Annotated in this window: 21 protein-coding genes; 6 read left to right on the top strand and 15 right to left on the bottom strand. The window is 37.4% G+C overall.

Annotated features, from left to right (window positions below):
* The 5 genes from LZZ90_RS13750 to LZZ90_RS13730 all read right to left on the bottom strand — a co-directional run.
* Positions 1-1328 (bottom strand): SprB repeat-containing protein (locus tag LZZ90_RS13750; protein WP_237791285.1); only part of this gene is annotated, 1328 nt, incomplete at its 3' end.
* 44 nt (positions 1329-1372) lie between these two features.
* Entirely contained in the window at positions 1373-2308 is a 936-nt protein-coding gene (locus LZZ90_RS13745) for a methionyl-tRNA formyltransferase (protein WP_237791284.1), read from the bottom strand.
* Positions 2308-3459, bottom strand: coding sequence for an ABC transporter substrate-binding protein (locus tag LZZ90_RS13740; RefSeq protein WP_237791283.1), 1152 nt, complete (start codon positions 3457-3459; stop codon positions 2308-2310). Before LZZ90_RS13740 ends, LZZ90_RS13745 begins: the two co-directional genes overlap by 1 nt.
* Positions 3460-3511: 52 nt before the next feature.
* Positions 3512-4066, bottom strand: coding sequence for a phage tail protein (locus LZZ90_RS13735; protein ID WP_237791282.1), 555 nt, complete (start codon positions 4064-4066; stop codon positions 3512-3514).
* Between the two features lie 19 nt (positions 4067-4085).
* Positions 4086-4640 carry a phage tail protein gene (locus tag LZZ90_RS13730; protein ID WP_237791281.1) on the bottom strand — a complete coding sequence of 185 codons (555 nt, stop codon included), beginning with the start codon at positions 4638-4640 and terminating at the stop codon, positions 4086-4088.
* 364 nt (positions 4641-5004) lie between these two features.
* Here LZZ90_RS13730 and LZZ90_RS13725 point away from each other — a divergent pair, with 364 nt between their 5' ends.
* The 6 genes from LZZ90_RS13725 to LZZ90_RS13700 all read left to right on the top strand — a co-directional run bounded on the left by LZZ90_RS13725 (position 5005) and on the right by LZZ90_RS13700 (position 10035).
* Complete coding sequence (locus LZZ90_RS13725; protein WP_237791280.1) at positions 5005-5343, top strand: hypothetical protein; 339 nt, start codon at positions 5005-5007, stop codon at positions 5341-5343.
* Between the two features lie 140 nt (positions 5344-5483).
* Positions 5484-6125 carry a hypothetical protein gene (locus LZZ90_RS13720; RefSeq protein WP_237791279.1) on the top strand — a complete coding sequence of 214 codons (642 nt, stop codon included), beginning with the start codon at positions 5484-5486 and terminating at the stop codon, positions 6123-6125.
* Positions 6118-6912: a sensor histidine kinase gene (locus LZZ90_RS13715; RefSeq protein WP_237791278.1), complete on the top strand. Its 795-nt coding sequence runs from the start codon at positions 6118-6120 to the stop codon at positions 6910-6912. The genes LZZ90_RS13720 and LZZ90_RS13715 overlap by 8 nt, the downstream gene beginning before the upstream one ends.
* Positions 6912-7589 (top strand): response regulator transcription factor, encoded by a 678-nt coding sequence (locus LZZ90_RS13710; RefSeq protein ID WP_237791277.1) that lies wholly within the window; start codon positions 6912-6914, stop codon positions 7587-7589. The genes LZZ90_RS13715 and LZZ90_RS13710 overlap by 1 nt, the downstream gene beginning before the upstream one ends.
* Before the next feature lie 263 nt (positions 7590-7852).
* The gene (locus tag LZZ90_RS13705; protein WP_237791276.1) at positions 7853-9115 is read left to right on the top strand and encodes an asparagine synthetase B; all 1263 of its coding nucleotides are present in this window, start codon (positions 7853-7855) and stop codon (positions 9113-9115) included.
* 8 nt (positions 9116-9123) lie between these two features.
* Complete coding sequence (locus tag LZZ90_RS13700) at positions 9124-10035, top strand: glutaminase (protein ID WP_237791275.1); 912 nt, start codon at positions 9124-9126, stop codon at positions 10033-10035.
* A 4-nt stretch (positions 10036-10039) separates the two neighbouring features.
* Here the strand turns inward: LZZ90_RS13700 and LZZ90_RS13695 are convergent, their stop codons facing one another.
* From LZZ90_RS13695 to thrS, 10 genes are all read right to left on the bottom strand, one after another.
* A complete protein-coding gene (locus tag LZZ90_RS13695) occupies positions 10040-10876 on the bottom strand; it encodes a GNAT family N-acetyltransferase (RefSeq protein WP_237791274.1) in 837 nt (278 codons plus the stop codon).
* Between the two features lie 72 nt (positions 10877-10948).
* Positions 10949-12355: an FAD-dependent monooxygenase gene (locus LZZ90_RS13690; protein ID WP_370640712.1), complete on the bottom strand. Its 1407-nt coding sequence runs from the start codon at positions 12353-12355 to the stop codon at positions 10949-10951.
* Entirely contained in the window at positions 12352-12483 is a 132-nt protein-coding gene (locus LZZ90_RS14115) for an FAD-dependent monooxygenase (RefSeq protein ID WP_370640709.1), read from the bottom strand. Before LZZ90_RS14115 ends, LZZ90_RS13690 begins: the two co-directional genes overlap by 4 nt.
* A 124-nt stretch (positions 12484-12607) precedes the next feature.
* Positions 12608-13042, bottom strand: coding sequence for a carboxymuconolactone decarboxylase family protein (locus LZZ90_RS13685; RefSeq protein WP_237791273.1), 435 nt, complete (start codon positions 13040-13042; stop codon positions 12608-12610).
* A 78-nt stretch (positions 13043-13120) separates the two neighbouring features.
* Positions 13121-13693 carry a Crp/Fnr family transcriptional regulator gene (locus LZZ90_RS13680; RefSeq protein ID WP_237791272.1) on the bottom strand — a complete coding sequence of 191 codons (573 nt, stop codon included), beginning with the start codon at positions 13691-13693 and terminating at the stop codon, positions 13121-13123.
* Positions 13694-13699: 6 nt separating this feature from the next.
* Positions 13700-14614, bottom strand: a complete 915-nt coding sequence (gene rlmF / locus LZZ90_RS13675) for a 23S rRNA (adenine(1618)-N(6))-methyltransferase RlmF (protein ID WP_237791271.1) — start codon at positions 14612-14614, stop codon at positions 13700-13702.
* Between the two features lie 225 nt (positions 14615-14839).
* Positions 14840-15184 carry a 50S ribosomal protein L20 gene (rplT, locus tag LZZ90_RS13670; protein ID WP_237791270.1) on the bottom strand — a complete coding sequence of 115 codons (345 nt, stop codon included), beginning with the start codon at positions 15182-15184 and terminating at the stop codon, positions 14840-14842.
* Between the two features lie 166 nt (positions 15185-15350).
* Positions 15351-15548, bottom strand: a complete 198-nt coding sequence (rpmI, locus tag LZZ90_RS13665; protein ID WP_014164268.1) for a 50S ribosomal protein L35 — start codon at positions 15546-15548, stop codon at positions 15351-15353.
* Between the two features lie 63 nt (positions 15549-15611).
* Complete coding sequence (infC, locus tag LZZ90_RS13660; protein ID WP_370640710.1) at positions 15612-16163, bottom strand: translation initiation factor IF-3; 552 nt, start codon at positions 16161-16163, stop codon at positions 15612-15614.
* Between the two features lie 29 nt (positions 16164-16192).
* Positions 16193-18133: a threonine--tRNA ligase gene (thrS, locus tag LZZ90_RS13655; RefSeq protein WP_237791269.1), complete on the bottom strand. Its 1941-nt coding sequence runs from the start codon at positions 18131-18133 to the stop codon at positions 16193-16195.
* Positions 18134-18192 lie beyond the last annotated feature (59 nt).

The raw sequence follows: 18192 nt of genomic DNA, 5'->3' as shown, positions 1-18192 counted from the left end.
GTTCCGTTTGAACCTCCGTTACAAGATACATCGGTTTTGGAAATAGTTCCTCCTAAAGCGGCAACTGGTTGCACTATAGTATACGATCTTGTGGCTTGACAGCCAATACCATCTGTTACAGTAACTGTATATGTTCCAGCAAGTAACCCTGAAGCGGTTGCTCCAGTTCCTCCAGAAGGCGACCAAGAATAGGTGTAACCGCCAATTCCTCCCGAAGGCACAATTGTAGCTGATCCGTTCGAACCTCCGTTACATAACACATTAACCTGGCTTCCTACAGTCGTATTTATTGAAGAAATGTTTAATGTTCCATTATTAGAATTTGTAAAACAGGTAATGGTTCCGTTATAGGTAATGCATCTGTACAAATAACCATTCATTGCGGATGTTGCCCCTGTAATGGTCAAAGTATTTGTTGTTGCGTTTGAATAAGGAGCGCCATTAGTTATATTGGTAAATCCACTCCCGGTATTAACTTGCCATTGGTATCCCGTTGCGCCGGTTGCAGTTGTGGTGAAAGTTGTATTACCTCCACTGCAAATGCTTCTATTAGGTGGATTAGCTGTAACTACTGGAGCAGTACAGGTTGGAGTTTCAAACAATCTGAAATTGTCAATACCCCATTCTTCATTGTTACCTTCACTGAAAACACGAATACGAAGGGTAAGAGTAGCCCCTGTTCCGGTGATTGTTTTGGTAAATTCCCCAAAAGCGTTGGTTAATTGGGTTCCATCCCCACAACCATTGCCGTCGGTATCTTCATATAAATACTTGTCGTTGGTACCACTGGCACTTCCTCTATTGTAAAATCGTATAAGTGGCGTATAGGCTCCACCATCAATTTGATATTCTACAATGATGTAATCGGTATTGGTAGTTCCAACACCACTGATACAGGCATTTTGGTTGTCCCAAGGTTCGTTGGTACTTGCAGCTGCAAAATATCCTTTGAAACTTAAGCCTGATTTTCCGTTGATGCTGATTCCTGACCAAGTAATTTGAAGTTCATTGGCGGGGTTACTCGCAGGAGTTGCTCCTTCTGCACCACTTGCGGTAAATCCGGTTCCTGTGGCATTGTGGTCTTCCCCTGCCCAAAACATAGATCCTTCTTTTCCAGAGAATGGAACTACTTGAGAAATGTTACTTCCGTCAGTTAATCTGAAGTAAGAAGCACTTGGTGTAGGTGAGGTTCCTCCATTTTCTTCAGGTGTTCTTGTGCCACTTGAGGGAGCAGATTCAAAGGTGTCGCTCCAAAACTGGGTTTGGGCCTGTCCTTTTAAAAAGGTCATGAAAACCATGACGACTAATAAGGTAATTTTCTTTTTCATACAATGATCATTTTTATCGGGATTCTATTAATTACTAATTGTTATCAGTTTAAAACTAAACCAACTACCGGTTGTGAAGCAGTGAACTGTTTTGAAGTCATGATTCCGGAATCGGTTTTCAAAATCTCTATACTGATTTGATTGTTGTCACAGCAGGCAACATTTATGGTTCCGTTTTCGCAGGTTGATAGAATGGTTCCGGGCAAAGTGTTGTTGTGGGGCTCCTTCAGGATTTTAGCAGTCACTATTTTTGCCTGTTCGCCTTTAAAACTGAAATCGGCACCAACATTCCAAGGGTTGCAGGCGTTAATTAAGGCAATGATCTCATCGGAACCCATTCGTTTCCAATTGATATAAGTATCCGACAAATCAGGTTTTTCATAATAATAGGCTTTTGATCTATCTTGCGGAATACTTGGAATTTTATTGGCAAATTGGAGCATATTGGCTGTGTTTAAGGCTACTTGCGCCAAACGATTGCTCAATTTTACAGTTAACGTTCCGTAAGTATCTTTTGAATCGATTGAAACCGGGTCGCTGTAAATAAGATCGCCTTCATCGAATTTAGAATTCATATAATGAACGCTTATTGCAGTTTGCGGTTCCTGATTTTTAAGTACTTCAAAAATGGGCATGACACCCCTGTATTGTGGCAAAGGACCTGGATGGAAATTGATGAATTTCTCGGGCCCGTAGAAAAGTATTTCTTCTGAAAGTAAAAAAGGAAAAGACATGCTGAATATGTAATCCGGTTCAATTGCTTCAATCCAATCCTTCATATTCGACAAGCTTTTTTTGTTTGTGAAAGATTGAAAAGCGATGTTGTTGTCTTCACATTCCCGTTCCAGAGCATCGGCTAATCTTTCGTTGGCTTTTCCAATTCCCACTCCACAAACGTATTTTTCATAAGCCAATAGTTGCAAGGCTTTGAAAGCGAATCTTCCGCCACATAGGATTAGTATTTTTTTTGGAACTTCCATTAGATACAGGTGTAACTGTTGTACCAGGCTGAGGTGCAATTCTCGGTTGGCAGATTAATTAAATTTTCAAATTCTTCCTTCAGATTTTCGATTGCTCCATGTAATTCAACATCACAAGTACCATTGTCATTTTCAATAATGGATGCATGATAAAGAGGAGATAAAGAAGTGTTCGTTTTTTGATTGAAAGAGGTTGTACCGCGTGGGCTTTCAAATTCGAATTCTAATAATTTGCTAGCTATTTCTGCGGTATTGTTTTTATGTTCTTTAATAAGCTCAAGTGTTTTAAGAGCTATTGTTGTGCTTTCCCAGCCTAACAAAGAAAACAGGTTCGGTATTTTTCCTAAGCCTTCCATGCTTTTAATGAACTCATGGTTTTCATTGTTTGTTAAATTTGAAGACCAACAAGCCACACCTTTTATGTTGCTTCCCGGATGAACAGCCTCTTTAAGCATCGTTTCCTCAAAACCGAAAGGCGACATATAAATAGTGTAATCATTATTGTTCAGATTGTTTTTCAAATCTTCAAAATACCATTGAACATAATCTCCACTGAACAAACTAAGAAAAGCACTGTTAGGAAAATTTTGAACATGATTTTTTAGAGGTTCCATGGAGAAATCTTCTTTTTTATATCCTGTGGCGTGATTGAAACTGATGGTTCCGCCAAATTCTTCAAAACCTTTGGATGCGCTGTAAGTGTGTAAGTAACCACCATCATAATATCCGGTAATTAAGCCGCCGTTTTGATGGCCGTTGTTGGCTGCATTTTTGGAAGACAACCAAGCTCCTAAGGAATTGTGCAAAGAATGGTAAAAAATATTAGGACAAGTTGGCCATTCCTGTGGCAAATGTGCTCCGGCATCAAGAACGATCAGTATTTTATTGGTGGCTTGAAAAAGAGGTTTTAACAATTCGGCAGTTCTGTGACCGATGTAAGCAATTACCAAACTTGCATTTTCCTCTAAAAGCAAACGTTCGGCACTTCTGTAACATTGCTGTTTCTCGGCACCGAATCCTATATTTTCTGTTACTATTTTGATGTCTTCCCGACCTGATTTTTTCAAACTTGCTTTTAATCCCTGAAAGATGTCAAAGCCGATGGTTTGATAATAAGTGGAGCGGGGAAGTAAGAGACCTATTGTTTCCATTCTATATTCTGAAATAAGGGAACAGAATTTCTGTTCCCTTATATTTAAATTGTTAGTTTCTGCTTGGGAAGATCCCTTCTGTTGCAATTGAGTAATTGATAACCAGATATGGGTTTACAATTGAAAAAGGAGTTGATCCTCCTGCAATACCTGTAGTTCCGCTTACAGTAAGAGGACCATAATTAGCTCCGGATGTTGAGCCACTTGAATAAACTTCTGTTCCGGTATTTGCAAGATAAGCTCCTTGTGGGCTACTTGCATCTCCACCACCAGTTGCTACAGGCATATTCACCGTAATTCCGTTGGCAGGATGCACGTGTGCCGGCATATTTTGTGTGGTTAATGTGTTTTGTACATTACCACCAACAGCTCCGATTGTGTAATTTGGTAAGCCTGGACCTTGACCTTGTCCTATAGGCATACGGCCCTGTAAGTTGGGAAGGTTGAATGTTGTTTGCCCATTTCCGCCATAAATAGTTCCTATCAAAGAAAATAAAGCGGTATTTGATGCAATGGATAAGGTTTGTCCGCTGCAGGTCATGTAGCCAACGGGTGCAAAATTGAAGCCTAATATTTTCACTTCTCCAATGAATGGTTCTGTAGACATAATTATTTTGTTTTAGTTATTAGTTTCGACTTGGGAAAATTCCGTAAATCGCTATGGAATAATTCATTACCAAATAAGGATTCATGATATCTACCGGGTAATTTGCTCCGGCAGGTCCTGTTTGACCGGATACTGTTAATGGGCCATAATATGCTCCGGAGGTACTTCCGCTTGAATATACTTCTGTTCCTGTGTTTGCCAGATAGGCTCCTTGCGGGCTGCTTGCGTCTCCGCCACCTGTAGAAACTGGAGCATTAACAACAATACCTGTTGCCGGATGGGTGTGCGCCGGTAAATTTTGAGAAGTAAGCGTTACAGTTGTTGTACCGGCCATTTCTCCCATCGAATGAGCGGGTAATCCGGCACCGTTTCCTTGGCCGATTGGCATTCTTCCTCTTAAATCCGGCAAGCCAAAAGTAGTTTGTCCGTTACCTCCATACATTGTTCCTAATAAGGAAAAAAGAGCTGTGTTCTGTGCGATGCTCATAATTTGGCCAGCACACTGGGCATAGTTTCTGGGAGCAAAATCAAAAGCCAAAATTTTGATTTCTCCGATAAATGGTTCTGTTGACATGGTTAATTATTTAAATAGTTTCCGGTTTATAATGGTCTTGTATCAGTTTGAAATTTTCATAAAAAGCTGAAAGACTTTTAAATATGGATTGTTTTAACTGTTTTGAAACATCAAGGTATCCATCATGTTTTAATCCGGAGCTAATTTAAATCGTAAAAAGATTACAAAATCAGGTAGAAATACCTGTTTTTAAATTTGAGATAATTTCAATATTTGACAAATGGATGATCGTAAACGCAAGATTTTTTAAAGCATTAGTTTTGAATCAAATTTTACAATTTTATAATTGTAGTATTTTTTGGTAAAACCTAAAATAGTAGTACTTTTATCCGTAAGAAAATTATGTAATATAAAAACAAGAATTATGACTGAAGAAAACACAACTCAGAAAGCGGTAAACACAATCTCATTAACAACGGCGCAGGCTTGGGCAAAAAAATGGAGAGATACTCCGGGAGCTACAATTAAAGCGCACTTAATTCCTCAGGCTGATATCACGCAACTTATGGCTGAAAAAGATGTGGTTGATGTTAGGGCTTATATCGGAATCGATGAAAATGGTATCAATAAATTAATGTTGGTAGGAGTTGACACCAAAGGGAACGATCTTATTGACGATACAAATGAGCAATATATTTATGATTTTACCCAACCATGCCCGGATACTTGTAATGTGACAAGTCCTTTATATACTTTGAAATAATAAGTTTGAGATTTTCAGGGTTATAGAATTCCTGTAATTTTATTTTAAGGATAAGCCAATCGAATAGGATTGGTTTGTCTTTTTTTGTTATTGATGATTTTTGCTTTGATATTGATTGGCGGATGAATTGTGATTAAAATATGATTTTAGAAATTGTTGCAGATTTAGGATATCTGGTTCTGTTTATTAACACCTTGCTTTTTTTAAAAAGTTTTTCCAGTAAAGGGAAAGCGCATAAGATTTTTGGGATTTATCTTTTGTGCATGTTTTTGATTCAGATTTCGGCTAAAGCAATGCATTTTTTTAAGTTGAACAATTTGATGCTTTCCCATTTTTATTTTATAGCCCAATTTATTCTGTTGAGTTGCTTTTATTTAAACCTTCGAATGGACGCTTTTCAAACTAAAACTATAAAGGTAGGTTTTGCTTTTTGCTTGGGCGTACTCGGAATGCAATATCTTTTGGATGCTACGGCTTTTTTAAAGTTTAATTTATTTGAAATTTTTATAACATCCTTTCTTCTAATTATTTATTCTACGTTTTACCTGTACAACTTGTTGAATGAGAAGAAAGAGTTTTATTATATCAATTTGGGTATTTTGATTTATCTTTTTGGCAGCACCGTGATTTTTTTAGCCGGAAATTTAACGACTATTTATAAATTACGATTCGTATTCAATATCTGGATTCTTAATGCGTTCCTCTACCTTATTTATCAATTATTGATTCTTTTCGAATGGAGAAAAAATTATTCTAATCAACTGAAGCTTAAAAATGGATGATGCATTATTATTTCAGCGGGAATTATTAGAAGCCATAATTTATACATTTAGTGCTTTCGTGTTGATGGCGATGGTACTGTTGCTGTTTTTTTATTTCTCCAGAAAAAAAATTATTCGACAAGAAATTGAGAAAAAAAACCTTGAGATCAATCATCAAAAAAAGTTGTTGGAAGCGGTAATACTGACTCAGGAAGAAGAGCGAAAAAGAATCGCCCAGGATCTGCATGATGATATCAGCTCCAAATTGAATATTATTTCACTGAATACCCACCTGCTCAAATCAGAAGGCTTGACTTTCGAAGAACAGTCGGAAATCTCTACAAACATCATCAATTTTACCAAACGAACGCTCGACAATTCAAGAAGGATCGCTCATGATTTACTGCCTCCGGTTTTAGAAAAATTCGGCTTGGATGCTGGAATTCAGGAGCTTTGTATGGAATTTGGGAGTAGTAAAGCGATTAATGTGAACTATCAGAATCATCTGGATTTTGATAAGATCAACAGTAATTATCATCTGCATGTTTTCAGAATACTGCAGGAACTTATGAACAATTCTTTAAAACACGGAAAAGCCAAAAATATAAACATTGTCTTTAAAAAGATTAACGATTCGAAGGTTTGTGAATATTGTGATGATGGAATAGGTTTTGATTTAAATGATGACAAAAACAAAAAAGGTTTGGGAATGAAAAATATTGAGAGCAGAGTTAGTGTTATCAATGGGGATTTTAAAATGCACTCTGCTGTAAATGAAGGGGTAAGGGTTGTAATAAAGTTAAAGTAATGAATGCCACGATTAAAATAGTTTTAGCGGATGACGAAGAGCTTTTCAGAAAAGGGATAGCTTTTATTCTTCAGCGTGAAAAAAATATTGAAATTATTTTCGAAGCCTCCAATGGCCAGGAACTGATTTCGTTTCTGAATGAAAGCACGATCCATCCGGATATTGTCATCATGGATTTAAAAATGCCAAACCTCAATGGGGTGGAAGCCACTAAAATAATCCAGAGCAATTTTTCTGAGATTAAAGTGATTGTTTTAACCAGTTATGACACGGATTCTTTTATTGCCAATATGATAAATGTTGGAGCGTCTTCCTATCTGGTAAAAAATTCAACTCCTAAAGAAATGATTGATACGGTTAATGAAGTTTTTGACAAAGGATTTTATTATAATGAAAGTGTAATGAAAATCATAAATGATGTAGAGGTAGCCAAGCCTTCCAAAATAAAAAGCCTTATTGAAGATAATGAATTGACCAACAGGGAAAAGGAAGTGCTTCAACTTATTTGTAAGCAAATGAATACCAAAGAAATAAGTGATAAATTATTCATTAGTGCAAGAACTGTAGATGGTCACCGAAACAACTTGCTTTTAAAAACGGAATCTAAAAATGTGGCAGGGTTGGTAGTTTATGCTCTTCAGAATAAAATCGTTAACAACGAAGATTTACTGCTTTAATTTATTGAAAAAACTAGATGTGCAATTAAGAAAAAATAGGCAGCTACAATAACTACTAGAATAGGGGTTTCCAGATTTTTAAACTCTTTTGGAACGATTTCTTGATTACCAGTCAAATAGGTAATTGTGTTTTTCATAATAAAATCGCAAGGTTTATTCAAATTTAGAAGGAATATCTTATATGGAAATAGGTAGTTCTACCTGTTTTTTTTTATAATTATCTTCACATTAAAACCAGTATCTTTGAGTATAAATTTTGAGCAATGTCATTTAAAAAGAACTTATATATTCTTCTATTCCTGATTTCGCTATCTGCAAAAGCTTCTTTTGTGCTTTTACCAATGGATTCCGAAACCCAACAAAATCATTTGAAAGCATACGGGATTACTTACTGGGCACTGGAAAAACAGTACAAAGTAAGCTGGTTGTTGAACTATCGCGGCGGTTCTTTTTTATTGCCCGATGCTCCCGAAATCCGTAAGGAATGTCAAATTCGTGGGGTAAGTTTTGAGGTTTTGTCGGATGCTACTGCCAACGGAATTTTAGAGGATATCAGTTCTCCATCTCAAAATATGGAAACAGTGGTTTTGGAAAAAGCACCTAAAATTGCTGTTTATACTCCGAAAGGAAAGCAGCCTTGGGACGACGCGGTAACTTTGGTTCTGACCTATGCTGAAATCCCTTTTACACCCATTTACGACGAAGAAGTTTTAAACGATGCTTTACTTTTATACGATTGGTTGCACTTGCATCATGAAGATTTTACTGGTCAATATGGAAAGTTTTTTGGAGCCTACCGAAATGCCCCATGGTATATTGAGCAAAAGAAAGATGCAGAGGCTTTGGCTGCAAAACTTGGTTTTTCAAAAGTTTCAAAGGAGAAAATGGCGGTTGCCGATAAAATCCGAAATTATGTAATTGGGGGTGGCTTTATGTTTGCCATGTGTTCAGCCACGGATAGTTTTGATATTGCCCTTTCTGCAGAAGGTGTAGATATCTGTGAACCGATGTTCGACGGCGATGAAAGCGATGCCAATTATCAAGCGAAAATTAATTACAACAATACTTTTGCCTTTAAAGATTTTATTTTGGAGCGCAATCCTATGCAATATGAGTTTTCAGATATTGACATGACTTTGAAAAGGAAAATTTTACCCGATGTAGATTATTTTACCTTAATGGACTATTCAGCAAAATGGGATCCGATTCCAACAATGTTGTGTCAAAACCATACCCAATTGGTGAAAGGGTTTATGGGACAAACGACTTCGTTTGACAGCAATATGATAAAATCCAATGTGTTGATTATGGGAGAAAACAAGCAAAATGGAGAAGCGCGTTACATCCACGGAACCAAAGGCAAAGGAATGTTTACTTATTATGGAGGACATGATCCGGAGGATTATCAGCATAGAGTAGGCGATGCCCATACCGTATTGGATTTGCACCCGAATTCACCCGGTTATCGTTTGATTCTAAATAACGTATTGTTTCCTGCAGCCAGAAAGAAAAAGCTGAAAACCTAACCAGATTTATGGATTTCAAAGCAATTTTAGAGGAAATTTATGCTGAGGCAAAAGCGCTTCCTGCAATTGGGACCGTTGCTTCAACCATACCCGAGCTGGCTAAAATTAATCCGGAAAAATTTGGTATTCATTTAACTACCATTGACGGACTGGATTATGGGATTGGAGATTGTAATGAAAAATTTTCAATTCAATCTGTTTCCAAAGCTTTGACCGTTGCTTTTGCGTTTTCCATTTTAGGAGAAAAAGTTTGGGATCGTGTTGGGGTAGAACCTTCTGGAAATCCTTTTAATTCGTTGGTTCAATTAGAATATGAGAAAGGGATTCCACGTAATCCGTTTATTAATGCTGGAGCTTTGGTGATAGCTGATATTTTAATCACGCATCTGAAAAATCCGAAGCAGGAACTTTTGAATTTTATAAGAACGCTTTCCGGTTTTGAGACCATCAGCTTTAATGAAGAAGTTGCTAAATCTGAAAGAGAAACGGGTTTTCGAAACGCGGCTTTGGCCAATTTTCTAAAGTCGTTCGGGAACATTCAAAATGATGTAGACGAAGTTCTGGATTTTTATTTTCATCAATGCTCATTGGAAATGACCTGTAAAGAATTAGCACATTCGTTCTTTTTCTTTGCTAATGAAGGTAAAACCAAAAACGGCAAACAAATTTTATCGCAAAGTCAGGTAAAACGTTTGAATGCCCTTATGCAAACCTGTGGCTTTTATGACGAGTCCGGTGAGTTTACTTATAGAGTAGGATTGCCCGGAAAAAGTGGTATTGGTGGAGGAATTGGTGCATTGTTCCCGAAAAATTTTACTGTTGCGACCTGGAGCCCAAGGTTAAATGAAAAAGGAAATTCCGAATTGGGCATGTATGCTTTAGAACAGCTCACTACCAAAACCGGAATGTCCATTTTTTAATTTTTTAAAACTCCATTTCAAACTGCTGTACGGTTTGCTGCAATCCTATTTTGTTCAAAAATGTTATGCTTTTAATATGTGTACTCTCAATATTTGTTAAGGAAACCGGTGTGGTTTTCAAGATTTCCTGAGCATGATAAAACAAATGATGCCCAACGCCTTTATTTTGATAATCTGGATTGATAAAAAACTGTTTCACCCTTCCGTTAGATTCTGAAAAAGCCAAATAACCTATTAACGAATCCCCATCATAAGCACCAAGAAAACTATTTGAATTTACGGTTCTTTTAATAGATTCTGTTGTGTTTTGGAACGAAGGTTGAAATTCCCATTGATTTTTAAAAGATTCTATTTGACTAAAGTCAATTGTTTTAATACTAAAATCGTTTGGTTTATTTGGTTGAGAAATCGTTCCTTTGAAACAACTTACAACGCGTTTATTCTTAAAACCTACTTTTTCATAAACTTTAATGGCTCTTAAATTTTCGGTTATCACTTCTAAAAGATGTGTTGAATTGACTTTGTCTTGAAGGTTTTCTAAAAGATAAGCATACATTTTTTCCGTCAGTTGTTGGCCTCTATAACTTGGGATTACTCCTGTCCCACCATTGTAAAGTATCTTCTTGTTGCCTCGGTTTTCAATTCCGATGAAAATAAAAGCTACTAATTCATTCTTGTCAAATACTCCAACGGATTGATTCAAATTGGTGTTTTCTGATGTAAACTTGATTTTTAAATCGTCCTCAGTTAAATCTAATGGAACTAAATAATCTGAAAAAGCTTTGTTGAAGGTGTCTGCTAAAGTTGCCGTTGAGGCATTCTTTAAAAAAGAAATAGTCATTGATCGTTTGTTTTGTGTTTTTATAGAGCGATTTCTCATTCCAAAAATAATTAAAACAACTATCGTTAAAAGTTAAAAAATATGAAAGTTTTCTGAAAAATAATCTTTGAACTTTTCAGGATTATAGCTGTCGAAAAGATAACCAATATAATTATCAGGACGCAATAGAATAAAAAGTTCCGAACTTATTCCAAGTTTTTTCCAATGTTCCGAAGGCAGATCTTCCCAGAAAGTAATCGGAATAGGGATCAGTTTACTGATTTCTGCTTGTGTTTGCGGGCTTATTTTTTCATGGGCGATATGCAGCAGATAGAACCCTTTAGCAGAGAATTGTCTGTAAAAACCAATTTCGTTTTTATAAGGCAGTCGGTCTCCGGCATCAAATTTAAGTTTTTGCTTACTTTCATTTAAGGATAATTTTTTTCCGTGATATGAATAGGCAATTTGTGAGATTGTTTTAAAGATTGTTGGCTTTAGTAAATCACTGGACAATACCGTTTGGATAATTGGAATCAGTATAGTTCTTCGGAAAAAGGCAATGTGCCACTGCTCGGAAGTCATGATTCTAAAGGCGCGGTCAGTAAAGCGAAGCAGCCATTTTGCAAAAGGAAGTCGTTCTTCATTGTAGGTTTCCAATAGTGTTTCTTTTGCAAATCCTTGGATTTCAAACGCCAGTTTCCAACCCAGGTTGTAAGCGTCTTGCAGTCCTGTATTCATTCCCTGTCCTCCAGCAGGACTATGGATGTGTGCGCTGTCCCCAGCTAAAAAAACGCGTTTGTTTCTGAAATTATCTACACAACGATGATGTAAATTATAAATGGAAAACCAATTTACCTTTTCAAAAGTAACAGGTAAGCCCAATGTTTTTTTTACAACCGCTTCAATATCTTCAAAGGCGATATCTTTTTTATCATAAAATTCTTTAGGGAAGGTTCCTAAAACACGGTACCATTTTTCTCCTTTTAAAGGGAAAAAACCGCAAAAATTATTGTTTGTTGGTGCAATAACTAATTTGTCGTATTCCAGATTCCAATCCAAAACGGTGTCGGCTACAAAGAATTTATTTTCATAATTTCCACCATGAAAGGGAAAATTCAATTGATGACGGATCGGACTTTTGGCACCATCGCAAGCAACAACGTATCTAGAGGTGATTTTTTTTACTTCGTCGTTGTGAAATGCAATGGTTATTACGTTATTCTCATTTTGTGTTAGGTTGGAGAATTCAGTATTCCAGAGTACATCATGACCATTTTTTTGTAGGTTTTGGTACAGAAGCGCTTCGTTTTTGCTTTGTTCAAAAGCGAACAGATAACTGAAATCCGTTAGTCCTTTACCAATTTCGCTGATTTTGATTTCCGCTTTTTTCTTTCCAAAGAAATACAAGTTGAAGGAGTTAATAGGTGTTCCTTCATCTATAACGGTATCGGACAAACCCATTTGCTGATAAATTTCCAAACTTCTTGCGGTAACGGCTATTGTCGAGATTGTTCTGTAGGGCCTTCTTTGGGGTCAACAATAATAAAATCAATACCGAATCGTTGCAATTGATTGGCCATCATTAAGCCGGTTGGGCCGGCGCCTACTATGAGAACATCGGTTTGCATAATTCGTCTATTGGTTTATTAAAGATACGAAAAATGCAAGAAACTAGTTTTGTCTGTTTGGAAGAAAGCATTTAAAATGAAAAACCACTTCGCTTTACGAAGTGGTTTTCAAAGGGAAATTAAATTAAGCAACTTCCAATCTTGTGGAGATGGCGATACGATTCCAAGCATTAATGGTAACGATCATCATGATGATTTGTCCCAGATAGTTTTCATCGAACAGTTTGGCTGCTGCTTGATAAGTAGCCTCGGAAACGTGATTTTGTATTAAAGTCACTTCTTCAGTAAGCGCAAGGATGGCTTTTTCTTCTTCGGTAAAAAGGGAGGTTTCACGCCATGCGTTCAATAAATAAATACGTTGTTCGGTTTCACCTAATTTTCTAGCATCGGTAGTATGCATGTTGATACAGAAAGCACAACCATTAATTTGCGAAGCTCTGATTTTGATAAGCTCTTTATGGATTGGAGTAAGTTTAGAACTCGCTAGGTATTTTTCCAGTCCAAACATCGCTTTGTACGCTTCCGGTTCGGTTTGTTGTAAATTGATTCTTGTTGTCATGATATGTTGTTTTAATTTTACATGACAAAGTTCCGGTAGTTGGCTTCAAAAAAACTTGAACTACTTCAAGAAATGAATTTAGATTTTACCTGCTCGTATTTTACTCATAAATTCTGCAGAAAAATCCAGATAGGAGGCCAGCATGTACTGAGGAACCCGTTGTACAAATTCCGGTTGGGCGTTTTTGAAATGATGGTAACGTTCTTCGGCGCTCATCGTGAAAAGAAACTTGATGCGCATTTGGGTTGCGGCAAATGTTTTCTGTAATACGATTCTAAAATAGCGTTCCAGTTTGGGAATGTCCACAAGAAGTTGCTCTAATTCTTTTTTGTGAATCAGCAGTACTTCCGAATTTTCAATGGCTTGGATGTAAAAGTGGGATGGGCTTTCGGTGCTGTAACTCATATAATCCACAATCCACCAGTCTTCGATGCCAAATTGCAGGGTTTGTTCGTTGCCTTTTTCGTTGATGAGATAGATTCGAGAACACCCTTTTTCAATAAAACAGAAGAAATCGCAAACCGTACCTTCTGTAAGCAGATGTTCTTTTTTCTTCAGTGCTCGATGCTCAATTTTTGACAACAGCTTTTCCTGTTCCTCTTGATTGAGTTCAGTTTTACGTTGAATATGTTTTAAAAGAGAATCGCTCATTGTAATTTAAAAACGCCAAACTAAAATACGGGTTATTTTATTGCCTTGTTCCATTGAGATGGTTTTTACTTCCGTAGCTTTTACTCTCTTCAAAACGGAATAGAGTGGTTTCAGATTTTCTTTTTTGGAAACTAAAGAAGAGAACCATTTGCATTGTTTTTGAAAATGTACGCTCTCGAAAATCATGTTGGTGATAAAGGCCAGTTCACCGCCCTCGTACCAGAGTTCATTATTCTGGCCGCTGAAGTTTAAAACCGGTTTTCCTTCAGTAGCTTTTCCTAAGTTTTTCAGTTTGCGTTGTGTTCCTTTTGTAGCTTCTTCTCTGGAATTGTGAAACGGAGGATTGCAAATTGTAGTATCAAAATATTCATCAGGTTGAATAATTCCTTTGAAAATGTTTCGCTTGTTTTCTTGCAGACGAATGGAAACTGAATTTTTCAATTCCGGATTATGGTTGATGATGTTTTCTGCCGTAAGTTTGGCCGGCTTGTCGATTTCCGAACCCACAAATTCCCAACCGTATTCCTGATGACCGATGATCGGATAGATGCAATTGGCGCCGGTTCCGATATCCAGAACTCTGATTTGATTTCCCGTTGGAATTTCACCATTGCTTTCTTCGGCTAAAATATCTGCTATGTGATGGATGTAATCGGCTCTCCCAGGGATAGGAGGACAGAGGTTGGTTTTAGGTAATTCCCAATACCCGATGTTGTAAAACTGTTTTAGTAAAGCTTTGTTCAAAGCGCGAATTGCATCTGGATTGGCAAAGTCGATACTTTCGTTCCCAAATTTATTGACTGCCACAAAAGAAGCTAATTCCGGTAAAGTTTCAGTTAAGGTTTTGAAATCGTAATTACCGTTGTGCTTGTTTCTTGGATGCAAGGTTTTTTGTGGAGTATCGGATTTTGTGTTTTTCATGGGAATCGTATAGAATACAAAGGTAGTTCAAAAATAAAGTTTCCAAAAAGAAAAATGGTTTCCTTCTAGCCCCGACAGGAGCAGCTACCGTGTAGCGCGGATGGCGGGAATAGGGTTAGCTGATAAACCCAGACCTTTCGCTTCCCAAACCCTTGAAAATAAAAAACCCACTCTTGCGAATGGGTTTTAAAATAAGTAAGATAAATATGTTTATAAACGTTTTTCTTATTTCACTTTATTCACGATAGCCGCGAAAGCTTCTGGGTGGTTCATTGCTAAATCGGCAAGAACTTTACGGTTCAATTCGATGTTGTTCGCTTTGATTTTACCCATGAACTGAGAATAGCTCATTCCGTGTAAACGTGCACCAGCGTTAATACGCATGATCCATAAAGCACGGAAATTTCTTTTCTTTTGTTTTCTTCCACGGTATGCGTAAGCCATTGCTTTCTCTACCGCGTTTTTCGCTACAGTCCAAACGTTTTTACGTCTTCCAAAGAAACCTTTGGCTTGCTTCAATACTCTTTTTCTTCTTGCTCTTTTAGCAACTGAATTTACTGATCTTGGCATAATTTTAAATTGTTTTTTGCAGTAAGGCGGCCTTTCGGCACTTCTGTTTTTAAGCTGAACTTAAAACGCCCACTCCAGGGTTATTAAATTGTTTTAACCGAAAAGAACGATTAATTAGTAATTGACAAAAAGTCAATCAAAGATTTAATTGACAATAAATTGTCGATTAGATAATTCTCAATTGTTCTTTTACACTCTTCACGTCAGACTGGTGAACCAATGCTGAGTGAGTTAAAGCTAACTTACGTTTTTTCGACTTTTTAGTCAGGATGTGACTTTTAAAAGCGTGCTTTCTTTTGATTTTTCCAGAGCCAGTAACTTTAAAACGTTTCTTAGCACTAGATTTAGTTTTCATTTTAGGCATCTCTTCCTAGGTATTAAATTTATCTTACTTACTATTTTGTAGCTTTAAGCTTTTTGCTTTTGGCTATTTGCTTTTCTTTTTAGGAGCGATGAACATGATCATACGCTTACCTTCCAAAACCGGCATGGCTTCCACTTTTCCGAATTCTTCCAAATCCTGCGCTAAACGAAGCAATAAGATTTGTCCTTGTTCTTTATAGATGATGGAACGTCCTTTAAAGAATACGAACGCTTTTAATTTCGAACCTTCTTTTAAGAACTTCTCGGCATTCTTCTTTTTGAACTCATAATCGTGCTCGTCTGTTTGAGGACCAAAACGGATTTCCTTTATGGTAATCTGAGTTGATTTTGCTTTCAGTTCTTTTTCACGTTTCTTTTGCTCGTACAAGAACTTACCGTAATCCATGATTTTACAAACAGGCGGCTCTGCATTTGGAGAAATTTCAACCAAGTCCAGTTCAAACTGGTCGGCTAAACGCATTGCTTCGGCAGTTTTGTACACTCCCGGTTCTACATTTTCTCCTACAAGACGTACTTCCGGCACACGAATATTGTTATTGATTCTGTGGGCGTCTTTTTTTTCTACTCGAGGTTGGTAACCTCTGTTGTTTCTTATTGCTATGGCTCTAAAATTTTAAATTAAACTTAGAATTGTTTTAATGTTTTTGCTATTTCGTCGTTAACTAAAGCGGCAAATTGCTCAGTAGTCATCGTTTCGTTCGATTTTCCGGCATCTCCGTGGCGACGTACGGAAATCGTTCCGTTTTTCTCTTCTTCCTCACCAACAATCAGCATGAACGGGAATTTTTTCGTTTCTGCCTCACGGATTTTTTTACCGATTGTCTCGTTACGGTTGTCAATTAGGGCGCGAATTTCGTGAATTTCCAGCAATTCTGAAACTTTTTTAGCATAATTTTCATATTTCTCGCTCAGAGACAGGATGATAGCTTGTTCAGGCATCAACCAAAGTGGGAAATTTCCACCGGTATGTTCCAATAAAATTGCAATGAAACGCTCCATTGAACCAAACGGTGCACGGTGAATCATTACAGGTCTATGTAGTTCATTATCAGAACCTTTGTAGGACAAATCGAAACGCTCCGGTAAGTTGTAATCTACCTGAATGGTTCCTAGCTGCCAGCTTCTGCCTAAAGCGTCTTTCACCATGAAATCCAGTTTCGGACCGTAGAAAGCTGCTTCACCTGCTTCAATTACATAATTCAAACCTTTGTCTTTTGCAGCGCTGATAATGGCATTTTCAGCTTTTTCCCAGTTTTCCACCGAACCGATGTACTTGTCAGGGTTGCTTAAATCACGAACCGAAACCTGTGCTGTAAAGTTCTCAAATCCTAACGATCCGAATACATATAGTACAAGGTCGATTACGTTTTTAAATTCTGTGTCCAATTGGTCAGGTGTACAGAAAATGTGCGCGTCATCCTGAGTAAACCCACGAACACGAGTTAATCCGTGTAATTCTCCGGACTGCTCATAACGGTAAACCGTTCCGAATTCTGCATAGCGCTTCGGTAAATCTTTATAACTCCAAGGTCTTGCGTTGTAAATCTCACAGTGGTGAGGGCAGTTCATTGGTTTTAACAAGAACTCTTCGCCTTCAGCAGGTGTATGAATCGGTTGGAAACTGTCCGCGCCATATTTTGCATAGTGACCGGAAGTTACATACAGTTCTTTTTGTCCGATATGAGGTGTAACTACTTGCTCGTATCCAGCTTTTTTCTGTGCCTTTTTCAAAAATTGCTCCAAACGGTCGCGTAACGCTGCACCTTTTGGTAACCATAATGGTAAGCCTTGTCCAACTTTTTGAGAGAAATGGAATAAATCCAATTCCTTGCCCAGCTTTCTGTGGTCGCGACGTTTTGCTTCCTCAAGTAATTCTAAGTAATCGGTTAAGTCTTTTTGTTTTGGGAACGAAATCCCGTAAACACGCGTTAACTGTTTGTTTTTCTCATCACCTCTCCAGTAAGCACCAGCTACCGATAAGATTTTCATCGCTTTGATAATTCCGGTGTTAGGAATATGACCTCCACGACATAAATCGGTAAAAGTAGAATGATCACAGAAAGTAATCGTTCCGTCTTCAAGGTTTTGAATTAGTTCTGTTTTGTATTCGTTACCTTTATATAGTTCTAATGCTTCTGCTTTAGTAGCGGAGCGCATTTTGAATTCGTGTTTCTCTCTTGCGATTTCCAATACGCGGTCTTCAATTGCTTTAAAATCTCCATCAGTAATTTTTTTGTCACCGAAATCCACGTCATAATAGAATCCATTGTCAATTGCTGGCCCTATTGTCAGTTTGATGCCTGGATACATTTCCTCTAAAGCTTGCGCCATTACGTGTGAAGTCGAATGCCAGAACGCTTTTTTACCGTCCGCATCGTTCCAGGTATATAATATAAGTGTACCGTCGGTGGTTAATTCGGTCGTGGTTTCAATGGCTGTACCATTAAAAGAGGCTGAAATAACATTTCTTGCCAATCCCTCACTGATGCTTTTTGCAACATCCATAGGAGTCACACCTTGTGCGAACTCTCTAACCGAACCGTCCGGTAAAGTAATCTTGATCATATTAATTAGTTATAAGCTGCAAATATAATGTTTATCAAAACACTTACAATATATATATA

The organism is Flavobacterium sp. SM15, from assembly GCF_022012335.1.
GTDB lineage: Bacteria > Bacteroidota > Bacteroidia > Flavobacteriales > Flavobacteriaceae > Flavobacterium.
The sequence above is the reverse complement of the archived record's forward strand: the minus strand, read 5'-3'. Positions and strand labels throughout refer to the sequence as shown.